The sequence below is a fragment of the Streptomyces sp. JNUCC 63 genome, assembly GCF_054366325.1.
In genome coordinates this window covers 4489586-4515271 of the sequence record NZ_CM135963.1, presented here as the reverse complement: position 1 = coordinate 4515271, position 25686 = coordinate 4489586, and the positions used below count along the sequence as shown (strand labels likewise).

Annotated in this window: 29 protein-coding genes, 1 tRNA gene and 1 pseudogene; 16 read left to right on the top strand and 15 right to left on the bottom strand. The window is 68.2% G+C overall.

Annotation, left to right across the window (positions count from 1 at the left end):
• Nucleotides 1–20: 20 nt before the first annotated feature.
• The 8 genes from ACX25U_RS20845 to ACX25U_RS20810 all read right to left on the bottom strand — a co-directional run bounded on the left by ACX25U_RS20845 (nt 21) and on the right by ACX25U_RS20810 (nt 4002).
• Nucleotides 21–572: a GGDEF domain-containing protein gene (locus ACX25U_RS20845; protein WP_454382226.1), complete on the bottom strand. Its 552-nt coding sequence runs from the start codon at nt 570–572 to the stop codon at nt 21–23.
• 84 nt (nt 573–656) lie between these two features.
• Entirely contained in the window at nt 657–977 is a 321-nt protein-coding gene (locus ACX25U_RS20840) for a SpdD-like protein (RefSeq protein ID WP_454382225.1), read from the bottom strand.
• Nucleotides 978–998: 21 nt separating this feature from the next.
• Complete coding sequence (locus tag ACX25U_RS20835; RefSeq protein WP_004987943.1) at nt 999–1154, bottom strand: hypothetical protein; 156 nt, start codon at nt 1152–1154, stop codon at nt 999–1001.
• A 12-nt stretch (nt 1155–1166) separates the two neighbouring features.
• A complete protein-coding gene (locus ACX25U_RS20830) occupies nt 1167–1358 on the bottom strand; it encodes a mobile element transfer protein (RefSeq protein ID WP_454382224.1) in 192 nt (63 codons plus the stop codon).
• Nucleotide 1359: 1 nt separating this feature from the next.
• Entirely contained in the window at nt 1360–1554 is a 195-nt protein-coding gene (locus ACX25U_RS20825) for a hypothetical protein (protein ID WP_454382222.1), read from the bottom strand.
• Nucleotides 1555–1574: 20 nt separating this feature from the next.
• On the bottom strand, nt 1575–2270 hold the full coding sequence (locus ACX25U_RS20820) for a DUF2637 domain-containing protein (RefSeq protein WP_454382220.1): 696 nt from the start codon (nt 2268–2270) through the stop codon (nt 1575–1577).
• A gap of 19 nt (nt 2271–2289) precedes the next feature.
• On the bottom strand, nt 2290–3645 hold the full coding sequence (locus tag ACX25U_RS20815; protein ID WP_454382218.1) for an FtsK/SpoIIIE domain-containing protein: 1356 nt from the start codon (nt 3643–3645) through the stop codon (nt 2290–2292).
• A 3-nt stretch (nt 3646–3648) separates the two neighbouring features.
• On the bottom strand, nt 3649–4002 hold the full coding sequence (locus tag ACX25U_RS20810; RefSeq protein ID WP_454382217.1) for an SCO3933 family regulatory protein: 354 nt from the start codon (nt 4000–4002) through the stop codon (nt 3649–3651).
• A gap of 156 nt (nt 4003–4158) precedes the next feature.
• Here ACX25U_RS20810 and ACX25U_RS20805 point away from each other — a divergent pair, with 156 nt between their 5' ends.
• Entirely contained in the window at nt 4159–4890 is a 732-nt protein-coding gene (locus tag ACX25U_RS20805; RefSeq protein ID WP_454382216.1) for an XRE family transcriptional regulator, read from the top strand.
• 28 nt (nt 4891–4918) lie between these two features.
• Nucleotides 4919–5389 carry an NUDIX hydrolase gene (locus ACX25U_RS20800; RefSeq protein WP_454382215.1) on the top strand — a complete coding sequence of 157 codons (471 nt, stop codon included), beginning with the start codon at nt 4919–4921 and terminating at the stop codon, nt 5387–5389.
• On the opposite strand, the gene ACX25U_RS20795 is transcribed toward ACX25U_RS20800, so the two are convergent.
• On the bottom strand, nt 5377–5937 hold the full coding sequence (locus ACX25U_RS20795; RefSeq protein ID WP_454382214.1) for an HDIG domain-containing metalloprotein: 561 nt from the start codon (nt 5935–5937) through the stop codon (nt 5377–5379). The two genes, ACX25U_RS20800 and ACX25U_RS20795, sit on opposite strands and share 13 nt — an antisense overlap.
• Before the next feature lie 723 nt (nt 5938–6660).
• Between ACX25U_RS20795 and ACX25U_RS20790 the strand changes: the two genes are divergently transcribed.
• Together ACX25U_RS20790 and ACX25U_RS20785 are read left to right on the top strand one after the other, a co-directional pair.
• Entirely contained in the window at nt 6661–6903 is a 243-nt protein-coding gene (locus ACX25U_RS20790) for a DUF2188 domain-containing protein (protein ID WP_454382213.1), read from the top strand.
• A gap of 444 nt (nt 6904–7347) precedes the next feature.
• Nucleotides 7348–8205 (top strand): CBASS oligonucleotide cyclase, encoded by an 858-nt coding sequence (locus ACX25U_RS20785; RefSeq protein ID WP_454382212.1) that lies wholly within the window; start codon nt 7348–7350, stop codon nt 8203–8205.
• A 12-nt stretch (nt 8206–8217) separates the two neighbouring features.
• Here ACX25U_RS20785 and ACX25U_RS20780 read toward each other — a convergent pair whose 3' ends face one another.
• Nucleotides 8218–9105 (bottom strand): S-4TM family putative pore-forming effector, encoded by an 888-nt coding sequence (locus ACX25U_RS20780; protein ID WP_454382211.1) that lies wholly within the window; start codon nt 9103–9105, stop codon nt 8218–8220.
• Between the two features lie 497 nt (nt 9106–9602).
• On the opposite strand from ACX25U_RS20780, the gene ACX25U_RS20775 reads away from it, so the two are divergent.
• From ACX25U_RS20775 to ACX25U_RS20765, 3 genes are all read left to right on the top strand, one after another.
• Entirely contained in the window at nt 9603–10226 is a 624-nt protein-coding gene (locus ACX25U_RS20775) for a hypothetical protein (protein WP_454382210.1), read from the top strand.
• Between the two features lie 65 nt (nt 10227–10291).
• Entirely contained in the window at nt 10292–11365 is a 1074-nt protein-coding gene (locus ACX25U_RS20770) for an HNH endonuclease (RefSeq protein WP_454382209.1), read from the top strand.
• Nucleotides 11362–11694: a hypothetical protein gene (locus ACX25U_RS20765; RefSeq protein WP_454382208.1), complete on the top strand. Its 333-nt coding sequence runs from the start codon at nt 11362–11364 to the stop codon at nt 11692–11694. The genes ACX25U_RS20770 and ACX25U_RS20765 overlap by 4 nt, the downstream gene beginning before the upstream one ends.
• A gap of 110 nt (nt 11695–11804) precedes the next feature.
• Here the strand turns inward: ACX25U_RS20765 and ACX25U_RS20760 are convergent, their stop codons facing one another.
• Entirely contained in the window at nt 11805–13049 is a 1245-nt protein-coding gene (locus ACX25U_RS20760; protein ID WP_454382207.1) for a DNA sulfur modification protein DndB, read from the bottom strand.
• A 426-nt stretch (nt 13050–13475) separates the two neighbouring features.
• On the opposite strand from ACX25U_RS20760, the pseudogene ACX25U_RS20755 reads away from it, so the two are divergent.
• Together ACX25U_RS20755 and ACX25U_RS20750 are read left to right on the top strand one after the other, a co-directional pair.
• A pseudogene (locus ACX25U_RS20755) lies at nt 13476–13691 on the top strand (S1 domain-containing protein); the annotation flags it as partial.
• A gap of 118 nt (nt 13692–13809) precedes the next feature.
• Nucleotides 13810–13885 (top strand) — tRNA-OTHER (locus ACX25U_RS20750).
• 47 nt (nt 13886–13932) lie between these two features.
• Here ACX25U_RS20750 and ACX25U_RS20745 read toward each other — a convergent pair.
• Nucleotides 13933–14853 carry a site-specific integrase gene (locus ACX25U_RS20745; RefSeq protein ID WP_454382206.1) on the bottom strand — a complete coding sequence of 307 codons (921 nt, stop codon included), beginning with the start codon at nt 14851–14853 and terminating at the stop codon, nt 13933–13935.
• 43 nt (nt 14854–14896) lie between these two features.
• Between ACX25U_RS20745 and ACX25U_RS20740 the strand changes: the two genes are divergently transcribed.
• From ACX25U_RS20740 to ACX25U_RS20730, 3 genes are all read left to right on the top strand, one after another.
• Nucleotides 14897–15034 (top strand): hypothetical protein, encoded by a 138-nt coding sequence (locus tag ACX25U_RS20740; protein ID WP_454382205.1) that lies wholly within the window; start codon nt 14897–14899, stop codon nt 15032–15034.
• A 395-nt stretch (nt 15035–15429) separates the two neighbouring features.
• Nucleotides 15430–16092 (top strand): response regulator transcription factor, encoded by a 663-nt coding sequence (locus ACX25U_RS20735; RefSeq protein WP_454382203.1) that lies wholly within the window; start codon nt 15430–15432, stop codon nt 16090–16092.
• Nucleotides 16089–17465, top strand: coding sequence for a sensor histidine kinase (locus tag ACX25U_RS20730; protein ID WP_454382201.1), 1377 nt, complete (start codon nt 16089–16091; stop codon nt 17463–17465). Before ACX25U_RS20735 ends, ACX25U_RS20730 begins: the two co-directional genes overlap by 4 nt.
• On the opposite strand, the gene ACX25U_RS20725 is transcribed toward ACX25U_RS20730, so the two are convergent.
• The 3 genes from ACX25U_RS20725 to ACX25U_RS20715 form a co-directional block, all read right to left on the bottom strand.
• Complete coding sequence (locus ACX25U_RS20725) at nt 17446–18357, bottom strand: COG4705 family protein (protein WP_454382200.1); 912 nt, start codon at nt 18355–18357, stop codon at nt 17446–17448. The genes ACX25U_RS20730 and ACX25U_RS20725 overlap by 20 nt on opposite strands.
• A 153-nt stretch (nt 18358–18510) precedes the next feature.
• Nucleotides 18511–19353, bottom strand: coding sequence for a COG4705 family protein (locus ACX25U_RS20720; protein WP_454382199.1), 843 nt, complete (start codon nt 19351–19353; stop codon nt 18511–18513).
• A 68-nt stretch (nt 19354–19421) separates the two neighbouring features.
• Nucleotides 19422–20741: a histidine kinase dimerization/phospho-acceptor domain-containing protein gene (locus tag ACX25U_RS20715; RefSeq protein ID WP_454382198.1), complete on the bottom strand. Its 1320-nt coding sequence runs from the start codon at nt 20739–20741 to the stop codon at nt 19422–19424.
• Nucleotides 20742–20922: 181 nt separating this feature from the next.
• Between ACX25U_RS20715 and ACX25U_RS20710 the strand changes: the two genes are divergently transcribed.
• From ACX25U_RS20710 to ACX25U_RS20695, 4 genes are read left to right on the top strand one after another with little or no spacing between them, the layout of a single operon-like run.
• Entirely contained in the window at nt 20923–21582 is a 660-nt protein-coding gene (locus tag ACX25U_RS20710) for a hypothetical protein (protein WP_454382197.1), read from the top strand.
• A 5-nt stretch (nt 21583–21587) separates the two neighbouring features.
• Complete coding sequence (locus ACX25U_RS20705; protein WP_454382196.1) at nt 21588–22346, top strand: ABC transporter ATP-binding protein; 759 nt, start codon at nt 21588–21590, stop codon at nt 22344–22346.
• Nucleotides 22333–22995, top strand: coding sequence for an ABC transporter ATP-binding protein (locus tag ACX25U_RS20700; RefSeq protein WP_454382195.1), 663 nt, complete (start codon nt 22333–22335; stop codon nt 22993–22995). Before ACX25U_RS20705 ends, ACX25U_RS20700 begins: the two co-directional genes overlap by 14 nt.
• Nucleotides 22992–25643: an FtsX-like permease family protein gene (locus ACX25U_RS20695; RefSeq protein ID WP_454382194.1), complete on the top strand. Its 2652-nt coding sequence runs from the start codon at nt 22992–22994 to the stop codon at nt 25641–25643. Before ACX25U_RS20700 ends, ACX25U_RS20695 begins: the two co-directional genes overlap by 4 nt.
• Nucleotides 25644–25686: the final 43 nt, after the last annotated feature.

Here is a 25686-nt window from a genome sequence, read left to right as displayed (position 1 = left end):
GTGCGCCACCCGGCGGCCGGTCAGCAAGAGGTGTGCGAGCCCCGGCGGCCACGGCCCTTGGCCGCGTACATGGCCGCATCAGCGGCGGCGAGCGCATCGGGCAAGGTGCGCACCGGCAGCTCGGCGATCGGGCAGGCGCCGACCGAGGCGGCCAGCGGCAGCGACACCCCGTCGTGGCGCAGCGGCCGGTGCAGGATGGTGGTCAGCGCGTCGAGGTCGGCGGCGGCCAGGTCCCGGACGACGGCGACGAACTCATCCCCGCCCAGGCGTCCGGCGGTGCCGTTACGGCCGCACCAGGCGCGCAGCCGGTCGGCGGTGGCGACGAGGGCGGCGTCCCCGGCGGCGTGGCCGTGGGCGTCGTTGAGGGTCTTGAAGTGGTCGAGGTCGACCAGGAGGACGGCGGCACTCGGGTGCCGGCGGATGCAGTGTTCGGCGCGAGCGGTCCATCCGGCACGGGTGTGCAGGCCGGTGAGCGGGTCGCGGCGGGCCGAGGCGAGACGGCGGGTGAGGATGCCGCCGTGCACGGCCCAGCCGACTAACGGCACCAGACTGACGGCTATCTGCAGGTCCATGGCTTCTCCCTTGGCGATTGCGGTTGGAGGGAACGGCCCCGGGCGGCAGCGTGCTTGGCGGCTTGTGCGCCACCCGGCGGCCGGTCAGCGGCGATGCTGGGTGGAGGCGAGCGAGCGGACGACCAGGGCGCAGACGGCGACCGAGGCGGCGGTGACGGCGACCGCAAGGAGCATGGAGACCAGGACGGCGCCGACGACCAGGACGACGGCGGTGCCGCCGCCGACCAGGGCGAGCGCGGTACCGGGCGTGAGCTGGATCGTGGGCCGGGTCGGCACCGGGGCCGGGGCGACGGGGACCGGCGGCGGGGCCGGGGTGCCCGGGGTGATGGTGGTCGGCTCGACGACGGCAGGCGGGGTGACGGTGCCGGTGGGCTGGGGCATGGTCGGGAGCTTGGGCCGGAGCATGAGCGTTTCTCCTTTCGTGGGTTACTTGACGGCGGTGTCGATGACGGGGGCGAGGAGGCTGTCGGCGAGGAGGTAGCCGCCGAGGAGGAGCACCAGGACCAGCCACAGCGGCGGGCGGATGAGCTTGACGCCGAGGACTCCGACGCAGAGCAGGGCGAACCAGAGCGGGACGTCCATGACGTTGGCCTCCTAGCGGACCTTGCAGCGGTGGGTGCGGGCGGCGAGCTGGGCGGCGGAGGCGCTGGTGTAGTCGGCGGACCAGCCGCAGCCGTCGGCGCTGCACACGGCGGCGTGCTTGGTCTGGCCGTTGCGGTCGCGGTGGGTGCCGATCTGCACCGGGCCGATCCGCATCACGGAGTGGAAGAAGTCGCGGGCGGGCATGTCAGTCGGTCCCCTCTCGGGTCGTGGCCGGGTCGGGAAAGGAGGCGCGGATACCGGCGGCGGTGGCCGGGTCGGTGGTCCGCTGGGCGGCTTCCTCGGCGAGCAGGTGGGCGAGGTAGGGCCGGTTGGCGGCGGTCATCTCGCGGGCGCCATCGAGGTAGTCGGCGGCGGTCAGGTCGGCCGGGTCATGGGTCATCGGTCTTCCTTCCGTCCGGTTCAGGTGAGTTGGGTGGCGATGGCGTCGGCCAGGTGCGGCGGGACGCCGAGGCGGGCGCGCAGGGTGTCGGTGTCGATCGCGGAGCCGGTGCGGGCGTGGTGGTCGTCGGCAACCTTGCGGGCGTGGTCGACCAGCGCGGCCGGAACCGGCACAGCAGGCGGCGGGGCGGCAGCCGGGTCGGCGACCGGGAGGGCCGGGGTGTCGTCGGCGGCAGCCACCGGCACCGGGTCCGCCTCCGGGGCCGGATCGAAAACGGCGAACGGCTCCGGTTCCACCTCGGGCACGGGGTCCGGATCCGGCGCATCGGGTGCCGGCGGGGCCGAGGAGGGGCCCGCGGGTGAGTGGGCGAGTAGGGTGCCGCCCATAAAGGCCAGGGCGGGCCAGGCGGCGACGAGGATGCGCAGCCAGGCCGGGACGTTGTTCAGGTTGAGGAGTCCGGCGGTGGCGACGTTCGCGCCAAGGGAGGCGACCAGGGCGATGACGAACCAGCACCAGGCCAGTCGGGACGGGCCGTCCGTGCGGAGGCGACGCCAGGCGGCGACCAGGAGCAGGTCAACGCTGACCGGGTAGGCCCAGGCTTTCCAGCCGTCCTGTCCGGCGGCGGCGGCCAGGTCGTGCAGGTGGGCGAAGGACAGGGCACCGGCAATGACGGCCTGTACGAGCACGGCATCCACGCGCAGGGCAGAGCGGGGCATGAAAGCTTCTCCTTCCGGCTCAGGCGGCGGCCGGGGCAGACTCGACCGCCGGGGCCGGGACCGGGGCGAGGGTGCCGAGGGCGGGCCGGAACGGGGCGAGCGCGGGCAGGTCCGGGGTCAGGTCGGCGTGCCGGTTGCAGGTGTTCACGGCCTGCCGCAGCGAGGTGTGCGGGGCACGGATCCGAGCCCAACCACCGGACGAGTCACCGGTGACGGCGACGCCCGGGGTATCGGTGGGGATTTGGATGGCGGCCAGCACGGCGTCCGGGGCGATGTCGCCGAAGGCCATATTCGCGGAGGTCTCGTCGTTGACGCGGTGGGCGGTGCGGCCGGTGAGCTGGGCGCGGAGCATGGTGATGCCCTTACCGAGTTCGGAGCCGAAGCGCTGCCCGCAGATCTCCAGGTAGATGCCGGCCGCACGGCCGAGCTGGGCCAGGCGGACCAGGGCGGTGATGATCCGGTCCCGGCGCTTCTCCTCCTCCTTGCCGGCGAACAGCGCGAGTTCGGCGACCTCGTCGACCAGGACCACCACCGGCACCGGCCGCACCTCTGCGGGCAGGTCCCAGATGTCGGCGGCGATCTCCGCGTCCGGCACCGCGACACTGATCCGCTGCTCGGCCCGGATGAGCTGATACACCTCCTCCATGTGGGACACCAGCGCCTCCAGCAGCTCCAGCGCGGTGTCCGGGTTGTCGGCGAGCGCGGAGAACCGGCGGGCCAGCGGGAACAGCTCCACCCCTTGCTTGCAGTCGATGCCGACCAGGGCGACCCGTTGCGGGGCGAGCGCGGCCACCAGGTTGCGCTGATAGACGGACTTGCCGGACTCCGTGGCCCCGAGGGTGAGCGCGTGCGGCACGGCCCGGTAGTCGCGGTAATGCACGGCCCCGTCCTCGCGCAGGGCGACCGGGACCCGCATCGGCCGGGTGTCGACCCGGGCGGGCATCTGCACCCGCTTGAGCACGTCGTAGCCGGTCATCCGGATCTCGACCACACCGGAGCGCAGCTCACGGGAGGTGACGCCGTACAGGGCGAACGAGTGCCGCAGCCGGTCACAGGAGGCCGCCACGTCGAAGGCGTCCTGACCGGGGCGGAGCTTGAGCCGTAAGACGAGGCCGGTACGGGTCGGTCGTACACGCAGGATGCGCGGGGCACGAGGGCCGGGAACGGGCCGGTTGGTCGCCCTGGCCAGGGTGAGGCGCCAGCGGGGGGCCGGGACCGTCAGGCCGCAGGCGTCCATGACCGAGCCGTAGCGGACCAGAACCCGCAGCACGGCGAGGGTGACCCCGAAGGTCAGCCAGTACCAGGCGGGGCGCCGCCACCGCAGGAGACCCGCAGCGGCGGCGACCAGCACCAGGGCGACGATCAGCCACGTCATGGCTCAGGCCGCCTTCGAGTTCGAGGCGCCGGCGGCGAGTGAGGTCACCGCGACCGCGCGGAAGGCGATCCCGTGCCGCTTCTGGCCGTTGAACTCGTTCTCCCACGCCGAGGCAACCAAGCCGGTCAGCGCGACGGGGGTGCCCATGGTCAGGTCCTCGGAGACGCCGGGCTGCGGGACGGTGAGCTTGAGGATCTCGACCTCGTCGGGCGTGGAGAACATGACCTCCACGGTCATCAGCGTGACGCCGTCCTTGTCGGTGGCGATCTCACCGGTACGGCGGTCCTTGACCTTGGGCTGCGGGGCCTTGGCGACCATCACGGTGGCGTTGGAGGTGTCCACGGGTATCTGACGCATCGTCTTGTCTCCTGCTGAGGTGAGTTGTTGACCGACATCCCGTCGGTGAGATCAGGAGACCGTGAGAGGAGGTGGACGCATCACCGCCCGCATGGACGTTTAGGGACGTCTGAGCTATCGTCAAAACGTCCCCAGCGTCCCGAGGGAGGGCACGTCATGGCGAACGAGCGTCTGCGCGCGGCAATTTCAGCGAAGGGCGAGACGATCCAGTCCGTTGCCGAGCACGTCGGAGTGGACCCCAAGAGCGTCGAGCGGTGGATCACCACCAGCCGCACCCCTCACCGCGGACACCGCTGGAAGGCAGCGAACTTCCTCGGAGTCGACGAGGTCTATCTCTGGCCGTCAGTGGAGAAGCACGCCGAGAAGGCCAGCGCCTCCGAGCTGATCACCTACTACCCACACCGTGGCGCGGTGCCCGCTCCGCTCTGGTCATCCCTCATCGAGAAGGCCACGGATCAGCTCGACATCCTCGTGTACGCCGGACTGTTCCTCTTCGACAACCACCCTGATATGCCTGACCAGTTGGCCGAGAAGGCGAAGGCCGGCGCCCAGATTCGCATCCTGCTCGGCGACCCCGACTCCGAGGCAGTCCGCCAGCGCGGCGAAGAGGAGGGCATCGGCGGCGACCTGGCCGCACGTGCCCGGATCACCCGCCGCTACCTCGAGCCCGCCATGTCGACACCTGGCGTCGAAGTCCGGCTGCACGACACGATCCTCTACAACTCGATCTACCGGTTCGACGAGGACGTTTTGGTGAACCCGCACGTTCTCGGAGCTCCCGCCGGTCAGAACCCGGTGATGCACTTCCGGTACCTCCCCGGAGCGCGGACCTTCCGGCACTACATGCGGAGCTTCGACTACGCGTGGGAGCGGGGCCGGACGGCATAGCAGGCCGCGGACGTGCGACGCTGAACACATGGCCCGTGTCGACTACTTCAACGATCCCAACGCCCCGAAGGCGAACAGCCTCGTCCCCTCCGTGACCGCCGTTGCCCGCAACGAGGCCGGAGAGGTCCTGCTGATTCACAAGACCGACAACGACCTCTGGGCCCTGCCCGGTGGCGGTGTCGACCTGGGCGAGTCAGCGCCCGACGCAGCCGTACGCGAGACGAAGGAAGAGACCGGCTTCGACGTGGAGGTGACCGGCCTCGTCGGCATCTACACGAACCCCGGGCACGTCATGGCGTACGGCGACGGCGAAGTCCGCCAGCAGTTCTCCATCTGCTTCCACGCCCGCATCATCGGCGGCGAGCTGCGGACGAGCAGCGAGAGCAAGGAAGTGGCGTTCGTGGACCCGAGCAAGCTGGACAAGCTGAACATCCACCCATCCATGCGCATGCGGATCGAGCACGGCTTGGCCGACCGGTCAGAGCCCTACATCGGCTGATGTGCCATGCGGTCGCGAGTCCGCTCGACAGCGCCCTGGAGGTACGGCCGTGCCTTGCTGATCGCGTTGTGAACCTCGGTGCCCGGTTCGTAGCGGACCAGGATCTCGTCGATCCGGGTATCGAAGTCGAAGGACTGCCCGGCGGGGCCGGTCGTCATGTCAGCGAAGATCAGGGCGTCCAGGACCGGGGAGTCTTCCCGCTCGTAGACGGCCAGCTCGGCCGACAGCCCCCGCTGTTCCGCCTCGTACACGGCCCCGGAGTGGTGGGCGACCAGCCGCACCAGGCGCGCCGGCGCACCCAGCGATTCGAGATGACGGGCACCGTCGAGGGGATGGAATCCGGTGTCACGCAGCTCGGATGCATAGCCGATGTCATGCAGCCACGCCGCAGCGACGAGGAGATCCCCGTCCGCCTCGGACACAGCCGCAGCAGCCTCGCGAGCCCGAGCGGCCACCGCCTGAGTGTGCAGCCAGCGATTCCCGAGCGGAGGAAGCAGGGACTCAGCGAGTTCGGCCGCTCCCTGGGGCGTGTCCAGTGCAGAAGGCATGGATGGAACGGTAGCCGAGTCGAGTAGTGAGCCGACAGGCCACGATCGAGCGGATGCCGATCATGAGTGCGGTAAGACTTTCCCTACGTTCATCAAGGCCCGCGCACGGCGCGGGCGCGCGCCGCCTCTGCGGCGCGGCCTGCCTCCTGTCTTCGCCCCGGCTGGCCGCGCCCGGCGGCGCGCTACGTGCATGCGGGCGGAGGCAGGAAAACCCTCTGTGGCTGAGGCCGGTCGGCTCCACGACTTTAGCCAGCCACTTTGGCGCGAGCCTCGAAGATCATGGCCCCAACGTCGTGCTTTAACGGGCAGGTCCACAGACTGCCCGACGCGCCGGAAGCTTACGGGGCCATGATCACTCGCGCCAAAGCAGCTCCCGGCCAAAGTCGTTCCGCCGACCTCGACGCACAACTCCGGCTGTTGTCAGTGGCACCCGGTATCCTGACAGGTTCGCCTTAGAGCCAACTCAACCACTACATCTGGTGGTTGCTACCTTCGGGTAGCACAATTGGTAGTGGTGTGGCGTCAAGTTGGGTAGTTGCTGATGGTCCGTCTGAGGTGCTTCACTTAGCTCGGCAAACCCAAGCAGGCCCCACACGGGGACCGACTTGAGGTCGGGCTGCCGCGTGAGGCCTTGTGCGTTGGTCGCGCCCTGGGACCTTACAACCTCCCCGCCTTGGCTCCAAGGAGGGGAGGCGGGCAGTCCGCCTCGGAAACGGAGATTTAATGTCCGGACAGGCGAACTCCCGCGACGTCGTACGTCGCGACGACGGAACGTGGGCCGTCACCAAGCCCGGATCTGACCGCGCCAGTGCGGTCGCCGGCACCCAGGCCGAGGCCATTCAGCGCGGATCTCAGATCCTCGCGCACGACGGCGGCGGGGAGCTCCGCATCCACGGCACAGACGGTCGAGTCCGGGACCAGCGCACCGTAAGCCCCGGCAACGACCCGTACCCGCCGAAGGGCTGACTCACGTGCCTGTGCCGCAGGGTCCAGAGCATCAAGTGCACGCGGACTCCTATGTGGCCAAGGACGAGTACATTCACTTCCTTGACGAGGGCGAGCGAACGGTGATGAGCATCCGCAAGGAGATCACCTCCCTCATCGAGCGCAGCGACGCATAACTCTTGGTCCCCCTGCGCACCCGATCAGGTGGGTGCGCAGGGGGACCAAGGGAAATTGCAGGCAGTGCTCTTTCAGCACTGGCGGGTCAGTGCCCCATCAGCTCAGGCCGCACCTGCATGCGCGATCTACCAAACCAGTGTCCAAGGTCAGGCGCCGTGTGCTCGGCTCGGTCAATAAGGCCCCACTGAGTCGCGAACAGCGCCGCATATCCTTCCGTTCTAATGCCCGGTTGACCCACGTTTAGCAGTCTTGCTTCGAATTACTGGGTCTATCCTCACAGGAGTGTCCATGCCTCGCACGGCCGCAGCCTTGTTTGCCGACTTTAGGTCTCGCCTCGAACTGACGGATATTCAAGCTTCCACCGTGGCCAACCGTCAGAAGAATGTGCGTGCCGCAGTTTCACGGCACCTCGAAGTTGAGAACGACTTCCTAACTGGATCTTACGCGCGACACACTCTGATCAGTCCACTGAAGCAAGCAGACGTGGATATCTTCACTGTGCTGAACCCGAAGTATCATGCGCGGGGTGCGAGTGCTGTTCTGGATATGACGAGAAATGCATTGCTGAAGACCTACACGACGCCGAAGGTGAGCCGGAACGGTCAAGCGATCACCATCACCTTCAAGGATTTCATGGTTGATGTCGTTCCAGCATTCAATAGGAAAGGTGGAGGGTTTCTAATCCCGGCAGGCGGGCTGGGGAAGTTTATTTCGACGGATCCCAAGGTGCACGAGGCGTACAGCTCGAAGCAGAACGCCAATCATGGAGGCGATCTTGTCCGTGTGATCAAGATGATTAAGGCGTGGAACAGATCAATCAACCGCAACTTCCGATCGTTTCATCTGGAAGTGCTGGCTTGGCAGCTCTTTCAGAACGTTACGATCTCTAATGACTGGTCAGCAGTTCGCTTCTTCTTCGATAAGGCACTGCCGACCATTCGGCGAGAAGTGGCAGACCCTGCTGGTTACGGAACCGACGTGGCGTACTATCTCAGCACGGAGGAACAGTTTAGCGCGGCTGAGTCAAGACTTAAAACAGCTTTGGGGCGAGCTAGAAGGGCTGAAGAATACCTCGGATTGGGTAACATTCCGAAGGCTATCGACCAGTGGCGCTTGCTCTTCGGGGATTACTTTCCGGCTTCTTAGTGGATCTTCGAATCAGTTACTAGAGTTGCCGCCGGAGATCTCCTCTGCAGCTGTTTGCATAGCTTCTTGGTCGTTTGCCCTGAAGTGATCGTAAAAGAACTTGGGCACGGCCGCCATCTGTGCCCGGGTGGCATAGATGCCGTCCTGAATCTCTCGGCATGCCGACTTTAGTCGGTTGGCCGCTGTCCTCCCGATGCTGGGTGATATCCAGTCGAGTTCTGCCGAGATTCTGGAGCAAAGCTCTGAGCGTTCGGAGATGATGGCCTGCTGAGTGCGGACTGTCTCCCAGGCGAGCAGGATCAATCCGGACGAGGGTGCAAACCATCGGAGAATCATCTCAAGCACGGTCAACTCCTGAGCAATTCCTACCGCGAGTCCTGCTAGGCACCAGGCTACCAAGAAGAATTCCACGGCAGCTTTCCAGCGTCGCCTGAGCTGGATGTCCCAGGCTACGTTCGATCTCTGACAGATGAGGATGCCAAACGGAGTGAGAAGCTCGGAGACATCCGGGTACCAATCTCTGAGTCGTTCTTCAGAGCCACGGAAACGCAGGCTTAGGATGTGAATCCTCTCTGGCTCGACCTTACTTCGCCCGGACTTCCACTCCATGTCGTATAGATACGTGTCAAAGTGTTCTTGAATGGTCGCTCCCTCTGTTGCCCATCTTCTAGCCAACTGCGCAAGCGCGATTGATGACGTGAGCGCCCAACCCACGCCGATAGCGACGAGGATGGGAGAGGTTTTCTGTATTACGGCCATAAAAATTGACGCCGCAGCAATCATAAAGGAGCCGAAATAGCGTGCGGCCTCATATCGCTTAATGTGGGCGTATGCGGCAGAAAATGCCTTGATGAGATTGATTGATCTTTCGGAATTCTGGCGAGAGTTGATACCGTTCATCTTTGCTCCGCATTAAGTGCAACATCTGAGCCTGGATGCCGCCCGGGTGGGCGTTGGGGGTTTGGGTCGGGCTGCTCCTATGTACTATAGCGGGAGAGCTCGTTGGTTGAGCTTGGGAACAGGCAGCCGGTGCAACGCCGGCCGTCGCTACCTCCGTCTTCTTCGTAGTCCTACACGTCTCTGAATTTATTTGGCACGTTCTCCCGCAGAGGGTTCGTCAACGGTTCAAGACGCTAGTGAAGGGGGTGGTCGGTATGACCTCTAGGTACATGTCAGTTCTTCTGGCGGGGGTCAGCGGCGCGGGAAGTGTCTACCACCTGTTCCATGCTGAGCCAACGAGCTTTTCCTTTGCCGTTCCAGGCTCTATGCCCTCGGTCAGCGTCGGCTGAACCGGGCCACCGTGTATGCCCTTGTGCCCACTGGCCGGATCGCTCCCTTGTGAGTACTTGATGCACCTGTCACACAGTTGATAGGCGGACGATCGGGGGAGGGACTGCATGGCTGGGGCAGGTGGAGACTGGGGCAAGCCTTCGACTTGGGCAGTGGAGCGGTTCGGTCAGCAGGCCAGCAGGCTTGCTGCGGCGGTTCCGGTGCAACTGGCTAAGGCGCACGCGAAGGCTCATGCGACGCACCTCACGGCCGGGCTGAAGAAGCGGAGTCCCTACGGGGTCACACTCGCGCAGGCCGTGCGCGAGAACCTGGCGGACATGGTGCGGGAGCTGGGCGAGGCCGTGCGCGACGTACGCGGGTACGAGTACGCGGTGATCAACGAGCACGCACTCTTTCCTTACAGGTACGCGGACCGGCCGAAGCCGCTCGATCGTGCTCGGCTGCCCTCCAACGCTTCCCCTACGCGCCGTCGGCTGTTCCGAGCGCACGGGCCGCAGTCGCCAGAGGGCCTGTTCGAGCTCGACGACGACCTGACGACGGAGGAGTACCTAGAGCTGCACGAAGCGTTCGAGGAACTCGGGGCCTCCACGAAGCTCGTCTGCGTGTTCTTCACGGCCGACGTAGAGGGCGGCATCCACGTCATCCACTGGGGAGAGGCCCACCTCGAACCCGACCGCACCTTCACGTGGCCCTACAGCGAACAGCTCCCAGTCGCTCCCGTGCCCCTCTAGCCATGACCAACACTGTTGGCCTTCCGCCGCCAACGCGTGTCAGTGGCCGGCCGTAGCCTTCGGCCATGCAAAGAGGGGCAATCACACGGGAGTCAGTACTCAAGGCCATCGCCGCGCACGACGAGTTGGGCCGCGAGGCGTTCCTGGAGACGTACCACTTCGGCAAGGCTCGTTCGTACGTCCTTGTGCACGAGGGGCAGGAGTACGACTCGAAGGCGATCGCCGGAGTGGCACACAAATGGGATCAGGGACGAGCCCTGGCGCCCGGTGAGTTCAGCGGCGGGAAGGATCACGCAGCCGCCTGGTTGAAGCGCCTCGGCTTCCAGGTCAAGGCCGTCCAGAATCCCGACTGGGCGCGCGACGAGATTATTCTCGCGTGCGACCTCGTCATGACGAATGACTGGAAGGGACTGGACGCGCAGGACAGCCGGGTCATCGAGCTGTCGGCCCTGCTCCAGCTTCTGCCCATTCACGCGGACGCGGACCGCAACGAGACGTTCCGCAACCCCAACGGCGTGGCCCGCAAGACGTTCGATATCGCCACCCGGCACCCTGACTACCGCGGCAAGCCCACGAAGGGCGGTGCCCTCGATGTTGAAGTCCTGCACGAGTTCCTTGCGCGCCCGGACCAGATGACCGAGGTAGCACGTCTCATCCGAGAGGGCATCAGCACCGGCGAGCTTCAGGACCTTGCCCAGACGGACGGCGAGGAGCTTGACGACGACTTCAGCGCGCCCGAAGGACGACTGCTCCTGCGCCGACACAGGGCACGCGAGCGGAACAGGGGTTTGCGTAAGAAGAAGATCGATTCGGTCCTTCGGAGGGGAGGCACCCTCGCATGTGAGGCATGCGGATTCGACTTCGAGGAGGTCTACGGCGAGCGCGGAGCCGGTTACGTCGAATGTCACCACGTCGTGCCCCTGCACGAGGCCGGCGAAGGAAAGACCAGGCTCAGCGACCTAGCCCTCATCTGTGCGAACTGCCATCGCATGATCCATCGCCGCGCACCCTGGCCTACCCCCGCTGAGTTGAGGGCCGTCATCGAAGACCGCCGAGAGTCACGACTCCGCGGCGCCGTCATTGCGCAGCAGCGTGGCAACGTGGCAGAGCGTTTGACTGCATCGGAGGGTCAGCGATGACGGATCCGGCAGACCCGGTGCTTCACTTCGACGAGAGCGGACGCCTGTTCGTCGTGCACGACCCAGCCGTGGCCAACGAGCTGTTCTCATCCGTAGATGAGTTCTTCGAGGGTTATGACGGCCGAGGACGCCCCGTTCGAGCGTACGGAGAACCCGGACAGGTCACCCTAGCTTTGATCACCACAGAACCGCAGGGCGACGAGCTCCGTGCAAGAGTGGAGCACTACTACTTCGTCTTCGCCGCCCGGCACCCCACACGAATCCCTCCCCAAGAAACCGACCTAGTAGCTTTCATCCGCGCCGTGGCGGAGGACTGGGTCGAGGAGTAAGGAATGCCGCGCGCATCGACGCAGGTCAGCAGCTTAGGCTAGACAGGCAACGCAGCACGCCATGGTGCCCGCTCAGGCATGTCGAGCAAGAGCGGGCACCATCGCTGTGGCTACTTCGTCAGGAAGGACAGCTCCTCGTTGTCCAGGATGACGCGCGCCAGCTTCATCCCAGCGCCTTCCCATGCGGTACGGCCGGCCGCCAGCTTCCCGGTCGCGGGCTCGATGAGGTTGCCGACGAAGATGCTGTCGTCCTCGGTCAGCTGCTTGTCCGGGGTGGCTTCCTTGATCTTCTCGTCACCGATGCGCGCGAAATCGGCGTCCTCCAAAGCCCTGACGGCCAGAGGGATGATGTTCTCAATCTTGTCCTTAACGTCCGGGTCAGTGGTGACGTCAGCCACGATCGAGGCTGCACTCTTGACCAAGTAGACGGCGTAGGCGATGGCGTAGAGCACCCCGGCCGAGAGGAGGTAGGTTGCGTCCCGAAGCTCCGATCCCTTCACCTCGCCCTCGATTACATCAGCGAACCTCGCCATTTCACCCAGGGCGGTCCAGAAGGCGATCAATTCCGCGCGTGCGTCCGCCGCGCCGTCTCCCTCGAAGCGGCCATTGACCGCCTTGTCCATCGTCGTGGGCGTGCGGTACTTGTTGCCAACCAGCAGCAGCCCGGAGACGTAGCGGACAGTCTTGAAGGAGAACAACTTCGCCGAGAGCTTCCCGGGGTTGTCCTTGAGGTACTCGACCCGATCCTCGAATACGGGGATGGTGTCGAACAGGTCGCTGAGCTCCCGGTTGATCGGCTGACGGCGGTCCATGGACTGACCGAGCGACTGAGTCGGCGCCTTGACGTTGCGCTGAAGGTCGGCAAAGTCCTGCGCCCGGCGCTTGTGGTCGTCTTCGATGACGATGATCAGAGGCTGACCCGAGTCCTTGAGCCGCTCAATGATCGGGTCATCGTCGTCACGGCTCTGCACGATGTCCTCGTACGCGCCGATGCGGTGTTGACCATCGCCGATGTCGAACTTGGCGCCGATGTCGACCGAGAGAAGGCCGACCTGAGCTGCGTCATACTCGGTCGTGACGCCAGGGATCGCGTGCGGCGTGAACGTGGCCTCTTTCGAGTTGAGGTAGAGCACCGCGGCGCCGAGGACAAAGTGCTCCTCATCCTCCAGGTACTTCACGATTCCCTTGAGGTGGTTGGTGTCGCGAGGACGGTTACCGTGAGCGTCCGTCTTGACCGGATTCCACGCGGCCGGCTTCGTCACCATCGTCACCAGGTCAGGCGCACTCATCGCGGTGGTCATCATCTGACGCCCACCCTGCATGTAACCGATCACCGGAATGTGGATCTTAGGCACGGTTGCCTCCTTGGGCGCGCCAACGGAGTCCCCCCCTTGGGAACTGATTCGCCCTCAGCGCGTGGATGTGAAGCTACTACGCCAGAACCACACCAGCAATTCACTTACTCATACTGATCATTTCAAGGCCGGCTTCGATTACTTAAGATCAAGTAGCGCGTAGGTACGGCAATTTCCTGCGTATCCATCCAAAAATCTTGCGTAGTGCTTGCAGGTTGCTGGCGCTGGGACCTGGCCGGCGGTCACATGGCGCGTCGAGCCCGAGCCGCGAGTCGTACAGCAGCGAGGTACAGCAACCGTGGCAACCAGAGCCGACCAATGATGATCTTTGGAATCTCCCGGACCAGTCCTGGAGACCTCAGCGGCCTTCGTGCCCGTAGTTCGCATCGAGGGCGTCAGGCTGAGTCCTCGCCTATTGTTCCGCGCATGGTGACTGCGATCGTGCGTGAATGGCATGACGAGGAGGGATGGGGCGTGCTCGACTGCCCCGAGACACCGGGCGGTTGCTGGGGCTGGTACGCGGCGATCGAGATGGAAGGGTTCCGCAGCCTGGAGGCCGGCCAGCAGGTCACTCTTGAGTGGGAAGCGCCGGGGTTCAAGCAGGACGGGTACGACTACCGCGCGGTGCGCATCGTCCCCCGGGCAGGTCACAAGGGTTGGGCAAGCTTGCGCCGCCTGACATCCATGGCTGACATCAACGGCGGTGGACAGCAGCGGAAACGGGCGGGCCCGGACGGCAACTCCCCCACCGGCCGGAGCCGCCCCGCCACGCCGGACGCGGCGCCCGGATCGAACTCCTAAAGCGGGTGTCGCAGGTTCGAATCCTGCCGGGGGCACAACGCGTTACCGCTCTGACCCGGGGTTTCTCCCCCAGGGAGGCGCTCTAGTCGGCCTCGGACTCCTCGTCCGGGGCCGTTTGCGTGAGCGGTGCGTGAGCGGACGGGGAGTTGATCTCCCGAATATCGCCCAACGGATCAACATCATCCGGCACAGACTCTGGGCCAGGCTTTGCTCCGCCGTATGGCTGAGGCTCCGCGTCGGAGGTGGCGTTCTCCGAGGTGGCACAAGCGCGCGGTACAAGCCGGGCTGCGGCCTCAGCGATCGCCAGATCCACCTCTGGGAGCAGGCTCGTGTACGTGTCCGACCTGATGGTGATCGAGGAGTGGCCGAGCACCTCCTGGATGTCCTTCAGGTCGGCACCGGTCGCATGGGCCAGGGTCGCGGCGCCGTGGCGGAGGTCGTGGAGGCGGATCGGCGGGAGGCCGATCTCCTCGTACAGCTCTATGAAGCGCCTTGTGACGTTGGCGGGGTGGAGGAAATCTCCGTTCTCCCAGGTGAAGACCCTGCCGGTCTCTCCCCAGGCACTCCCCCACTCCTCGCGGTCCTTGTCCTGCTGGGCACGGTGCCGCTTGAGGGCCTGGACCGTGTCGGTGTCCAGCGCGATGGTGCGGGCGCCGACATCGGTCTTGGGGTCGTCCTCGTAGACCTCCCATCCGTTCACCACGAGTTGCTTGGCGACCGTGATGAGTCCGGCGTCGAGGCGGGTGTCGGTCCACCTCTGGCCCGCGTCGGGCGTGTCGCCTGTCACCGACGTCCCCGGACAGCACACCTGGACGCCCTGACTGTGGACGACGGGCGGCCCGCACCCGTCGCCTCCACCTTCGGGCCGCTGCGCAACCGTGTCATGCCCCGCCTGGCCGGCCGGGGCAGCGCCGGCCACGTCGCCCTCACGCTCGACGGCGGCCCCGCCCCACTGTCTACACCGCTCTTCCCGAAGGTGCCGGCCGAGCGACAGGTGCGCCACCTTCTTCCTCCCCGGCCGCGAGACGAACCGGAGTCCCGGCCTGGTGCGCGAGATCGCCGTCCACGGCTGGCTCCACCGCCCGCTGCTCCTGCGCGGGCCCTGGGCCACCTACGACGGTCTCGCCTCAGTCGGCGACCTCACCGGACGGACTCCGACGCTCTTCCGGCCCCCTGCGGGGTGATGTCGGCCGCCGCCCACCTGGCCGCCCGCCGGCTGCTCCTCACCCCGGTGTTGTGGACCTGTTGGGGCGAGGACTGGACCTCCCGGGCCGCCCCGCAGTCCGTCCACCGCACGGTCGTCCACGACCTGAACGGCGGCGGCACGATCCTCCTGCACGACTCCGGCTGCACCTCGGCCCCCGCGCCTGGCGCTCCGCTCTCGGGGCCCTGCCCCGCATTCTCGACACCTGCGACCGGCGGGGTTACGACGTCGGCCCGCTCCGTGACCACGGGTGGCCTCGAGCGGCCTTGCCGCCCGCCCGTCGTCTACAGTGCAGTGGACCGTCTACGAGCCTGTAGTCAGCCGTGGCGCACGCCGGGCCGTCCGCAGGGAGAGGGCTCCGGCGAACGGAGGACCATGCGCCGCAAAATCCTGATCGTCGAAGACGACCACGCACTGCGTGACGTACTGCGCCGTGGCCTGTCCGACGAGGAGTTCGACCCCGTCTGCGCCGCCGACGGTGCCACCGCCCTGCGACTGGTCTCGGCGGACATCGCCGCCGCCGTCCTCGACATCGGGCTGCCCGACGCGGACGGACGGGACGTGTGCCAGGCGATGCGCGCCAACGGGTTTTGCGCCCCCGTCGTCTTCCTCACCGCCCGACACCAGCTCACCGACCGGCTGTCCGGGTTCTCCGCCGGAGGTGACGACTACCTGCCCAAACCATTCCACCTCGCCGAGCTCGCCGCCCGGCTGCGGGCGGCACTCAAACGCGCCGCTCCCCCGCCCGCAACCACGGCCGGGGAGCTGGTCCTGGACGCGGTCGGGCACAGCGTGACCGTGCGGGGCGTCCCCGTAGCCATGTCCCCGACCGAATTCCGGCTGCTGGCCGTCCTCGTCGCCGCGGGCGGCCGGCTCGTTCGCCGTCGTGACCTGGTCAGGGCGGCCTGGCCGGAAGGCGCACAGGTCAGTGACAACACCCTGGACCAGTATCTGACCCGGTTGCGCCGCAAGCTGCGGACGGCCGGCAGCGTCCTGACCATCGGTACGGCCCGCGGGATCGGACACCGGCTGTCATGAACCGGCTTCTGCGCCGCCTGGCTCCGCGTACCCTGCGCGGCCGGCTCTCGCTCGTGGCCCTGACCACCGCCGCGCTCCTGATGACCGTCCTGACCGTGGCCTTCAACGCCGTGACGGACCGGCACCTGCAGCACCAGGCGGACGACGAGCTGCAAACCCGGGCAGCCGCCGTCGCCACGACCGTCGACACCAGCGGCCCCCGGGTACGCATCGTGGAAACCGCCGACGACCAGCTCCTCGACGCGAACGTGTGGATCTACGCCGGGGCACGGCTGCTCGAAGAGCCGCCCTCCACCACGGTCCGCAGCCCCCTGACTCAAGCCGCAGTACGGCTCGCCGCCGAGGTGAAGCGTGCCTGCACGACCGTCCACGCCGACGGCCACCAGGACGTCCGCCTGTGCTCCCAGCCCGTACCCGGCCACCACGCCGTCGCCACCGTGGTCGCGGCCCTCGACCTCGCCCCCTACCGGAGTTCGGCGAACACCCTGCTCATGGGGTCACTGGTGCTGGACGCCGTCATGCTCGGCTGCACCTACGCACTGACACGCCTGGCCGTCGGCAGAGCCCTGCGCCCGGTGCGGACGATGACCGACCAGGCCACCCAGTGGCGTGCGGTCGCTTCCGCCGAGCGCTTCGGCTCCGCGGAACACCCCGCCGAGCTGGCCCGCCTCGGCGCCTCGCTCGACGCACTGCTGGACCGCATACGCGCGGTGCTGCGCCACGAGCGGCAGCTGACCGGCGAGCTGTCCCACGAGCTGCGCACCCCGCTCAGCCGCGTCATCATCGAGCTCGACTGGTGGCGGTCCCGGCCGCGCTCCGCCGCCGAGACCCGGGCCACTCACGAGGTGATCGCCGAGGCGGCGCAGTCCATGCGCACGATCTGCGACACGTTGCTGCACGACGCCCGCGAAAACGCCGTAAACCCGTCGACGGCCCCCGGCACCGCCGATGTCGTGCCCGTTCTGCGCCGCCTGACCGAGTACCTCGAAACCCCCCAACAGGTGAAGACCGTCGTGGAGGCGGCCGATCCGGACCTGAAGGCGGGGATCGCACCCGCCCTGCTCGAACGGATCGTCAGTCCGCTGCTGGCCAACGCCACCCGGTACGCGCACTCCGGCGTCACCGTCCGCGCGCATCGGGCACAGGGGGCCGTACACATCGACGTCACCGACGACGGCCCCGGCGTGCCTGCGGCTTTCACGCCCGAACTCTTCCAACCCGGACGGCGCGCCGACGCCGCCGACGGGCACGACGGCGCGGGTCTCGGGCTGCCGCTCGCCCGGCGCCTGGCCCGTGCCGCCGGGGGTGAGGTGTCCCACGAGCCCGGACACACGCCCGGGGCGCTGTTCAGGGTCAGCCTGCCTGCCGGCTGACCGCTTCCCGCTCCTCGGCGCGCGAGGCGGTGGTCCTGCGCTCGCGCACCTGGGCGTAGGCCATCAACCCGAACAGGATCGCGAGCAGCACCGCCGACGAACCCGCCGTCCCCAGATTCAGACCGCCCTTGGAGACCGGCTTGGTGAGGAAGTCCCCCGCGGTGGCGCCCAGCGGGCGGGTGAGGACGAACGCGATCCAGAACAGCAGCACGTTCGGCACCGCGGGCACCTTCACCAGTGCTGCCAGGACGGTCAGGGCGCCGGTCACGAGGAGCGCGCCGCCGGCGTAGCCGAGGCCGGAGCTGTCGGAGAGGAAGTCGCCCATGGAGGTGCCGAGGGTGTTGGAGACGAGGATCGCCGACCAGAACAGGGCCTCACCACGGAAGGTGACGATCTCGCGGATCTGGAACGTCATCCCGGAGAGCTTCCACACCGTGAAGATGACCAGCAGGACCGAGACGAGGATCGCGGCACCGGTCGGGTATCCGAGTCCGAGTCCCTGCGGCCCCCAGCCGAGCGACGTGGCACCGCCCGAAAGGTACTTCGCGCTGGCGTCGCGGTTCATGAAGTCGGACATGGTGGTGCCGGCCATGCTGGTCGACAGGATCACGGTCCAGTAGAAGAACGGGTTGTAGCGGCGCGACCCGAGCTGGACGACCAGGGTCACCACGAAGATCAGGAAGAGGGCGATCGTGGTGAGGAAGTAGCCCAGTTTCAGGGTCTGCGCGAAAAGGTCCCCGGCCGTCTCCCCCAGGGTGGTCGCCGCGATCTTCATGATCCAGAACGCGAGGGTGACCTCGGGTAGTTTCTTCATCACCGCCTTCGCCCTGCCGGCCGCCGGGCGGTGCGTGCTCGCGACGTCGGGTTCGGTGAGGACTTCGGGTTGCTCCACCGTCGAATGCTCCTGTCCGTCGGACAGCGGGGCGCCCGCCCCCGGAGAGGGACGAGCGCCCTGTTGGGATGAGTCGGCCGCAGGGAAACGGCCGAGGCCCCCACGATGACAGGAACATCCTGAAAACAACCTGAACGCCCCACCATGCCGCTTTCAGACGGTTGTCCGCCGGGCGTCCCGCTCCGGCTCGAGCACGTCCCTGCGCGTCGCCGACAGGTACACCACCAGGCCGAGGACGACCGTCAGGAACAGCGCACTGGTCACGACGGTGCCCAGTCCGAGACCGCCGTCCCCGCTCGGCTGGGAGAGGTAGTCGCCGATCGAGGCGCCCAGTGGACGGGTCAGGACGTAGGCGATCCAGAAACTCCACACGGCGTTCAGGCCGAGCGCGAAGTGGGCCACGGCGACCGCGGCGATCGCGAGGGCGAACAGCGCGGCGGAGAGCCAGTAGCCGAGAGCCAGCCGCTCGGAGACGAGGTCGCCGGCGGCGGTGCCGAGGGCGAAGGTGAAGAGCACGGCCAGCCAGTAGAAGGACTCGCGGCTCGTGGTGTCGATGTGATGGATGGACAGGGTGCGCTCGCGCCGATACCAGACGGCGAACACGACCGCGAGCACGACGGCGAACACCGTGGTGCTCGTCTCCAGCGGCACCCCTATGTTGTCGGTGAGATTGTCGCTGATCAGCGTGCCGACGACGCTGATCAGAGCCACGGCGAGCCAGTACACGCCCGCGCGGTAGGCACGGGTGCGGAACTGCACGACCAGGACCACGGCCAGCAACGCGCTCATGAGTACCGACACACCGGTCAGGCCGAGACCGGCCTTTTCGTTCAGCAGGTCCGCCGCGGTCTCACCGACCGTCGTGCACAGCACCTTGATGATCCAGAAGTAGACGGTGACTTCGGGCACCTTGTTCCAGCGCGGTCGGCGGCCGGGCCCGGGAGCGGCGCCGTCGGCCGCGGGTATCGCGGAGGTCTCGGAGGCTTCGTAGGTCATGGGCCCGACCGTGTCACCGGATACCTGAACGCATCCTGAGTGCCGCGCCGTTCGGCGACGCGACGTCCTTACGGCGGCTCCCGGGCACCCATCGGATCCTGGTGCACCGGCACGAGCAGCGTGAAAGTGGTCGGGGTGTTGCTGGTCAGGGAGAGTCGTCCGTCGAGCGCGACGGCGAGGTCCCGGGCAAGGGCGAGGCCGATGCCTGTGCCCGCGCCGCTGCCGGTGTGCCCTCGGTCGAACAGCCGCGCCGTGTCACCGCGCACCTCGCCCTCGTCGGCGACGTCGAACGCCAGCGCGTCGTCGAGGTCGCGCACCGCGACGAGGACCGTGCCGTGTCCGTGGGTGAGCGCGTTGTCCAGCAGGACGTCGAGGATCTCGGTGACGGGTGCTCCGGGAACGGCAACGTCCGCCGGTACGTCGTGGGTGACGTACTCCAGACGTCTTCCGTCGTCGGCGAACGCGCCGTGCCAGCGTTCTTCCGACGCCCCCAGCAGCTCTCCCACTCGGCGGCCGGAAGGACTCGGCCGGGGCAGACCGCGGGAGCCGGACAGGCGCAGTACCTCTTCCACGGTGTCGTGGAGTCGGCGGGTGGTGGCGAGGGCCTCCTCCAGGACGGGCCGCAGCGGGGCGTCGTCGCCCTGTTCCAGGCCCGCTTCCAGGGTGAGCTGCAACCCGGTCAGTGGCGTGCGCAGCTGGTGGGAGGCGTTGGAGCTGAAGTCCCTCTCGTGGCGCAGGAGCTCGGAGAGGCTGTGCAGCATCTCGTTGTGGGTGTGGGCGACCTGGTCGATCTCGGCGATGCTGCTGAGGCCCGCGCGGGCGTTGAGGTCGCCGGCAGCGACGGCCCGGCAGTGGCGCGCGAGGTCCTCCAGCGGTGCGGCCAGTGCCCGTGCCTGGCGGTGGGCGACGAGAACGGCTGTGGCCAGCGCGAACGCGGCCACGCCCAGCAGTACGCCCCACACGGCGAGGACCCGCTCGCGTACTGCGCCGACGGGGGAGGATACCCGTACGACTCCGATCACCTGCTCGGCGTGGGAGACGGGCACGGCGACGACCAGGTCGCCGCCCGACCGGCTCCGTACCGCCTCTCCTCGTAGGGCCTGGCGGACCGGTGCGTCACCCGGCCGGGAGCCGCTGCCCGCCCGCAGCCTGAGCTGTGGGTCGTACAGGCCGATGCGCGCGCCCGCCGGGGGCCGGGGCAGTTCCACCGGGTCGCCGGCCCGGTAGTCGGGGCTCACGTGGACGGCGCCGGCGAGGGCTGCCCGTTCCAGCGTGTCCCGCTGGTCGGCATACAGCACCGACCTGATGGCCAGGGCCAGGGGGACGGCGAGGAGAACGACGGCGACCAGGGCGGCGGTCAGGGCGACTCGCACCACGCGCTGTCTCATGTCCTTCATCATGCGGGCCTCCCACCTGATCCGACCGAACGCCCCACACGGTTTTGCCGTCGTCTAACCGTCGCCGAGCGGGGCGTTAACGGGCCGGTTTCTAGTGTCGGTGTCATGACCGTCCGGTTCGCGGCCGCCCGGCCGGAAAGCCGGCGGCAGGCGCCTTGGGAAGGCAATGGACATGGCAGCACATGCACGAACGACCGTCGTCGTCGGACTGGCGCTGGTCGCGGCGGCGACTGCCGGCTGTTCCGGTTCCGGCTCGCACTCCGGCTCCGCCTCGACGTCACCCGCTGCGGCTTCCTCGCGTGCTGGAGGTGGTAGCGGCGCGCAGAACAACCCGGCGCCCGCGCCCACCGAGTCCAATCCGCCCGGAGACATCCCCGACAACCAGGCATACGTCACCTTCCGGCCGACCGGCGACACCTTCACCGGCTTCACCGTGAAGGTGCCCGAGGGCTGGGCCCGCACCAGCCAGAAGGACACGACGGTGTTCACGGACAAGCTGAACACCGTCCGGATCACGGCCACCACCGCCTCCACCGCTCCCACGGTCGGCTCGGTCACCCACACGGTCGTCCCCCAGCTCCGCGCTCACGTGGCGAACTTCGCCGCTCCCAAGGTGTCCGAGGTGACCCGGCACGCAGGCCGCGTCGTTCTGCTGACCTACCAGGGCGACTCCGCGAAGGACCCGGTCACCGGGAAGGCCGTGCGTGACGCGTTCGAGCGGTACGCCTTCTACCGCTCCGGCCATGAGGTGGACTTGACCCTGTCCGGCCCGGTCAACGCCGACAACGTCGACCCGTGGCGGGTCATCAGCAACTCCTTCACCTGGCGGTGAGCGGAATGCCCGGTGACTCGTACGACACCATGCATGCCGACCGCCCGGCCGAAGACGTCCTCACCGCCCGCGAGCTGTACCGCTTCTACCGGGCCGGGGAGGAGGAGACACTCGCGCTGCGCGGGGTGTCCCTGACGGTCCGGCGCGGGGAGACGGTCGCGGTCGTGGGGCCGTCCGGGTCGGGCAAGTCGACCTTGCTGTCCTGTCTGGCGGGAGTGGACGAGCCCTCGGGCGGCGAGGTCCGTGTGAACGGCGTTCGGATCAGCCACCGGCCGGAGACCGAACGGGCCCGGTTGCGCGCCCGGCACATCGGCGTCCTGCTGCAGACCCGCAACCTGCTGCCGCACCTGAGCGTGCGCGACAACATCCTCCTGGCGCAGCGGGCACCGGGGGGCCGACCCGCCGCCTCGCCGCGGGCGCTTCTGCGCCAGGTCGGTCTCGCCGAACGAGCACGCGCACTGCCCCGGCAGCTGTCCGGCGGCGAGGTGGCGCGGGCCGGGCTCGCCGTCGCGGTGGCCAACTCGCCCGAGGTGCTGCTGGCGGACGAGCCGACCGGCGAACTGGACGGCGGCACGGAGCAGTTGGTTCTCACGATGCTGCGGAACCGGGCGGCGGACGGCTGCGCGGTACTGATCGTCACACACAGCGCCGAGGCGGTACGGATCGCCGACCGGGTGATCACGCTCACGGACGGCAGAACCGGTGACGCCTCGAGGCCGGACGCCGGTCCGAAGCGGCAGGAGGAGCGCAATGTCACCGGATGAGGCGCTCGTGACCTGCCGGGACGCAGCCCTCACCTTCGGCCGGGGTCCACAAGCGGTGGTGGCCGTACACGGGGCGAACCTGGAGATCCGGGCCGGCGACCGGCTCGCCGTCGTCGGTCCCTCAGGATCGGGGAAGAGTTCACTGCTGCACCTGGTGGCCGGACTCGAAAAGCCCACCAGCGGGGAAGTGACCCGGCGTCCGTCGCTGGGGACGCACGACATCGGCCTGGTCTTCCAGGGCGACAGCCTGATTCCTGCCCTGAACGTGCTCGAGAACGCGGCCCTGCCCCTCGTCCTCGCCGGCCGGGCGGAGCCCGAGGCACAGCAAGCCGCCCGCGCGGCACTGGACATGGTGGGCGCCGCCGACCTCGCCGACCGGCTGCCCGAGGAGATCTCCGGCGGACAGGCCCAGCGCGTGGCGGCGGCTCGGGTCCTGGCCCAGGTCCCGCGGCTGATCCTCGCTGACGAGCCCACCGGCCGCCTCGACCACGCCACCGGCACACGTGTCCTGGACGCCTTGGTGACAGCGGCCGACCGCACGGGCGCGGCCCTGGTGGTCACCACCCATGACCCGGCCGTCGCTGCTCGGCTCACCGTCCGGCGCACCATGCGCAACGGCCGTTTGCTCGCACCCGAGGAGGTGTCATGATCATCGCGTGGGCGCGTGGCCTGACCCGGCACCGGACCGGACGGCTGGTGGCCGCACTCGCCGGGATCGCACTCGCGGTGGCTCTCATCGCCGCCCTCGGCTCCTTCCTCACCGCGTCGAAAGCGACCATGACCCAGCGCGCCGTGCGCTCGGTCGCCGTCGACTGGCAGGTTCAGGTCCAGCCCGGCGCCGTCCCGAACACGGTCCTGTCTCTGGTCCGCACGGCGCCCGGCACCCGCGCCGCCCTGCCGGTCGGCTACGCCCGCACCACCGGCTTCACCGCCCAGGCCCACGGCAGCACCCAGACCACCGGCCCCGGCGTGGCACTCGGCCTGCCCGACGGTTATCGCCACCTGTTCCCCGACGAGATCCGCACCCTCTCCGGCTCCCCCACCGGCGTGCTGCTGGCCCAGCAGACCGCATCCAATCTGCACGCCACCCCCGGTGACACGATCGGCGTCCGCCTCCCCGGCGTCGGTCTGCGCCAGGTGCGGGTGGACGGTGTGATCGACCTGCCTCAGGCCGACTCGCTCTTCCAGACAGTCGGCGCACCGAGCCAGTCCCAGCCGACCGCGCCCCCGGACAACGTGGTGCTGCTGCCCGCCGTGCAGTTCGCCTCCCTCACCCAAGGCACCACTGGCGTCACCACGCAGATCCACGTCGCCCGCGACAACAGCAGGCTGCCCTCCGACCCAGCCGCCGCCTTCACCACCGTCACCCGCGCCGCCCACAACCTCGAAGCCCGCTCCGCAGGGGCCGCACTCGTCGGCAACAACGTCGGCGCCGCCCTCGACTCCGCCCGCCAGGACGCCCTCTACGCCCAGATCCTCTTCCTCTTCCTCGGCGTTCCCGGCGCCGTACTGGCCGCCGCGCTCACCGCCGCGGTCGCCTCCGCAGGCGGCGAGCGACGCCGCCAGGAGCAGGGACTGCTGCGGCTGCGCGGCCTGCGTCCGGGCCAGATCACCGCCCTCGCGGGCCTGGAGGCCGCCGTGATCGCCGTCGCCGGCGGTCTGGCCGGCGTGGGAATCGCCGCGCTGACCGGCCGCCTCGCCTTCGGTACCGCATCGTTCGGGGCCGGCGCGAGCACCTGGGCCGCATGGTACGCGGTCGCCTTCGTCCTCGGTGCCGCGGTGGCCGCGTGTGCCGTCCTCGTGCCCGCCCTGCGCGACCTGCGCACGGTCACCGTGTCCGACACCCGCAAGGAAGCGGACACCCGCAGTACCCGCAACCCCTGGTGGATGAGGTACGGCCTGGACTTCATGCTGCTGATCGGCTCCTGGCTCATCTTCCGCGCCTCCTCCGGAAACCAGTACGCCCTCGTCCTCGCCCCCGAAGGAGTCCCCAGTATCTCCGTGTCGTACTGGGCGTTCCTGGGCCCCGCACTGTTGTGGATCGGCGCCGCCCTACTGCTGTGGCGCCTCACCCTCCTCGCCCTCACCCACGGCCGCCCGGCCCTGACCCGGCTGGCCCGCCCGCTGACCGCCACGCTCGCCGGAACCACGGCCGCGGTCCTCTCCCGACGCCGACGTCCGCTCGCCCGCTCGGTGGTGCTCCTCGCCCTCGCCGTGTCCTTCGCCGTGTCGACCGCCGTCTTCAACGCCACCTACCAGCAGCAGGCCGAGGTCGACGCCCGGCTGACCAACGGCGCCGACGTCACCGTCACCGAACCCCCCGGCGCACGGATCCCGCCGAGCGCCGCGAACACGCTGAAGATCGCCGGCGTACGGCACGTCGAGCCTCTTCAGCACCGTTTCGCCTACGTCGGCTCCGATCTGCAGGACCTCTACGGCGTCCGACCGAACACGATCGCCCAGGCCACGTCACTGCAGGACGCCTACTTCTCCGGCGGCACCGCACAGCAGCTGATGCAGCAGCTCGCCCAGCGTCCCGACAACCTGCTGGTCAGCGCGGAAACGGTCAACGACTTCCAGCTGACCCCCGGCGACACCGTCAACCTGCGCATCCAGGACGCCCGCACCAAGGCCCTGCGCACGGTCCCCTTCCACTACGCCGGCATCGTCAAGGAGTTCCCCACCGCGCCCAAGGACAGCTTCTTCGTCGCCAACGCCTCCTACCTCGCGAAGACCACCGGCAGCGACGCAGTCGGCGCGTTCCTGCTCGACACCGGAGGCACCCACCAGAAGCAGGTTGCCGCACACCTGCGCAAACAGCTCGGCACCGGTGCCAGGATCACCGACCTCACCCAGACCCGCGGCACCGTCGGCACCAGCCTCACCTCCGTCGACCTCGCCGGCCTGACCCGCATCGAACTCGCCTTCGCCGTTCTGCTGGCAGCCGGAGCCGGAGGGCTCGTCCTCGCCCTCGGACTCGCCGAACGCCGCCGCACCTTCGCCATCGCCACCGTGCTCGGTGCCAAGGGCCACCAACTGCGCGGCATGGTCCTCACCGAAGCCCTGCTCCTGGTCGCCGGCGGGCTGGCGGGAGGCGCGCTCATCGGCTGGGCCCTCTCCGAGATGCTGGTCAAGGTACTGACCGGTGTCTTCGACCCTCCCCCCGCACGTCTCGCTGTCCCCGGCTCCTACCTGACATTCACCGCGATCGCCGCCCTGCTGGCCGTCCTGGCCGCGGCCCTGAATGGAATCCGGCGAGCCAAGCGCCCCGCGGTAGAGGAGCTCCGAGACCTGTGACCTCACCACAGCCGCCCACCGCACCGACCACGGCACCGGCTCT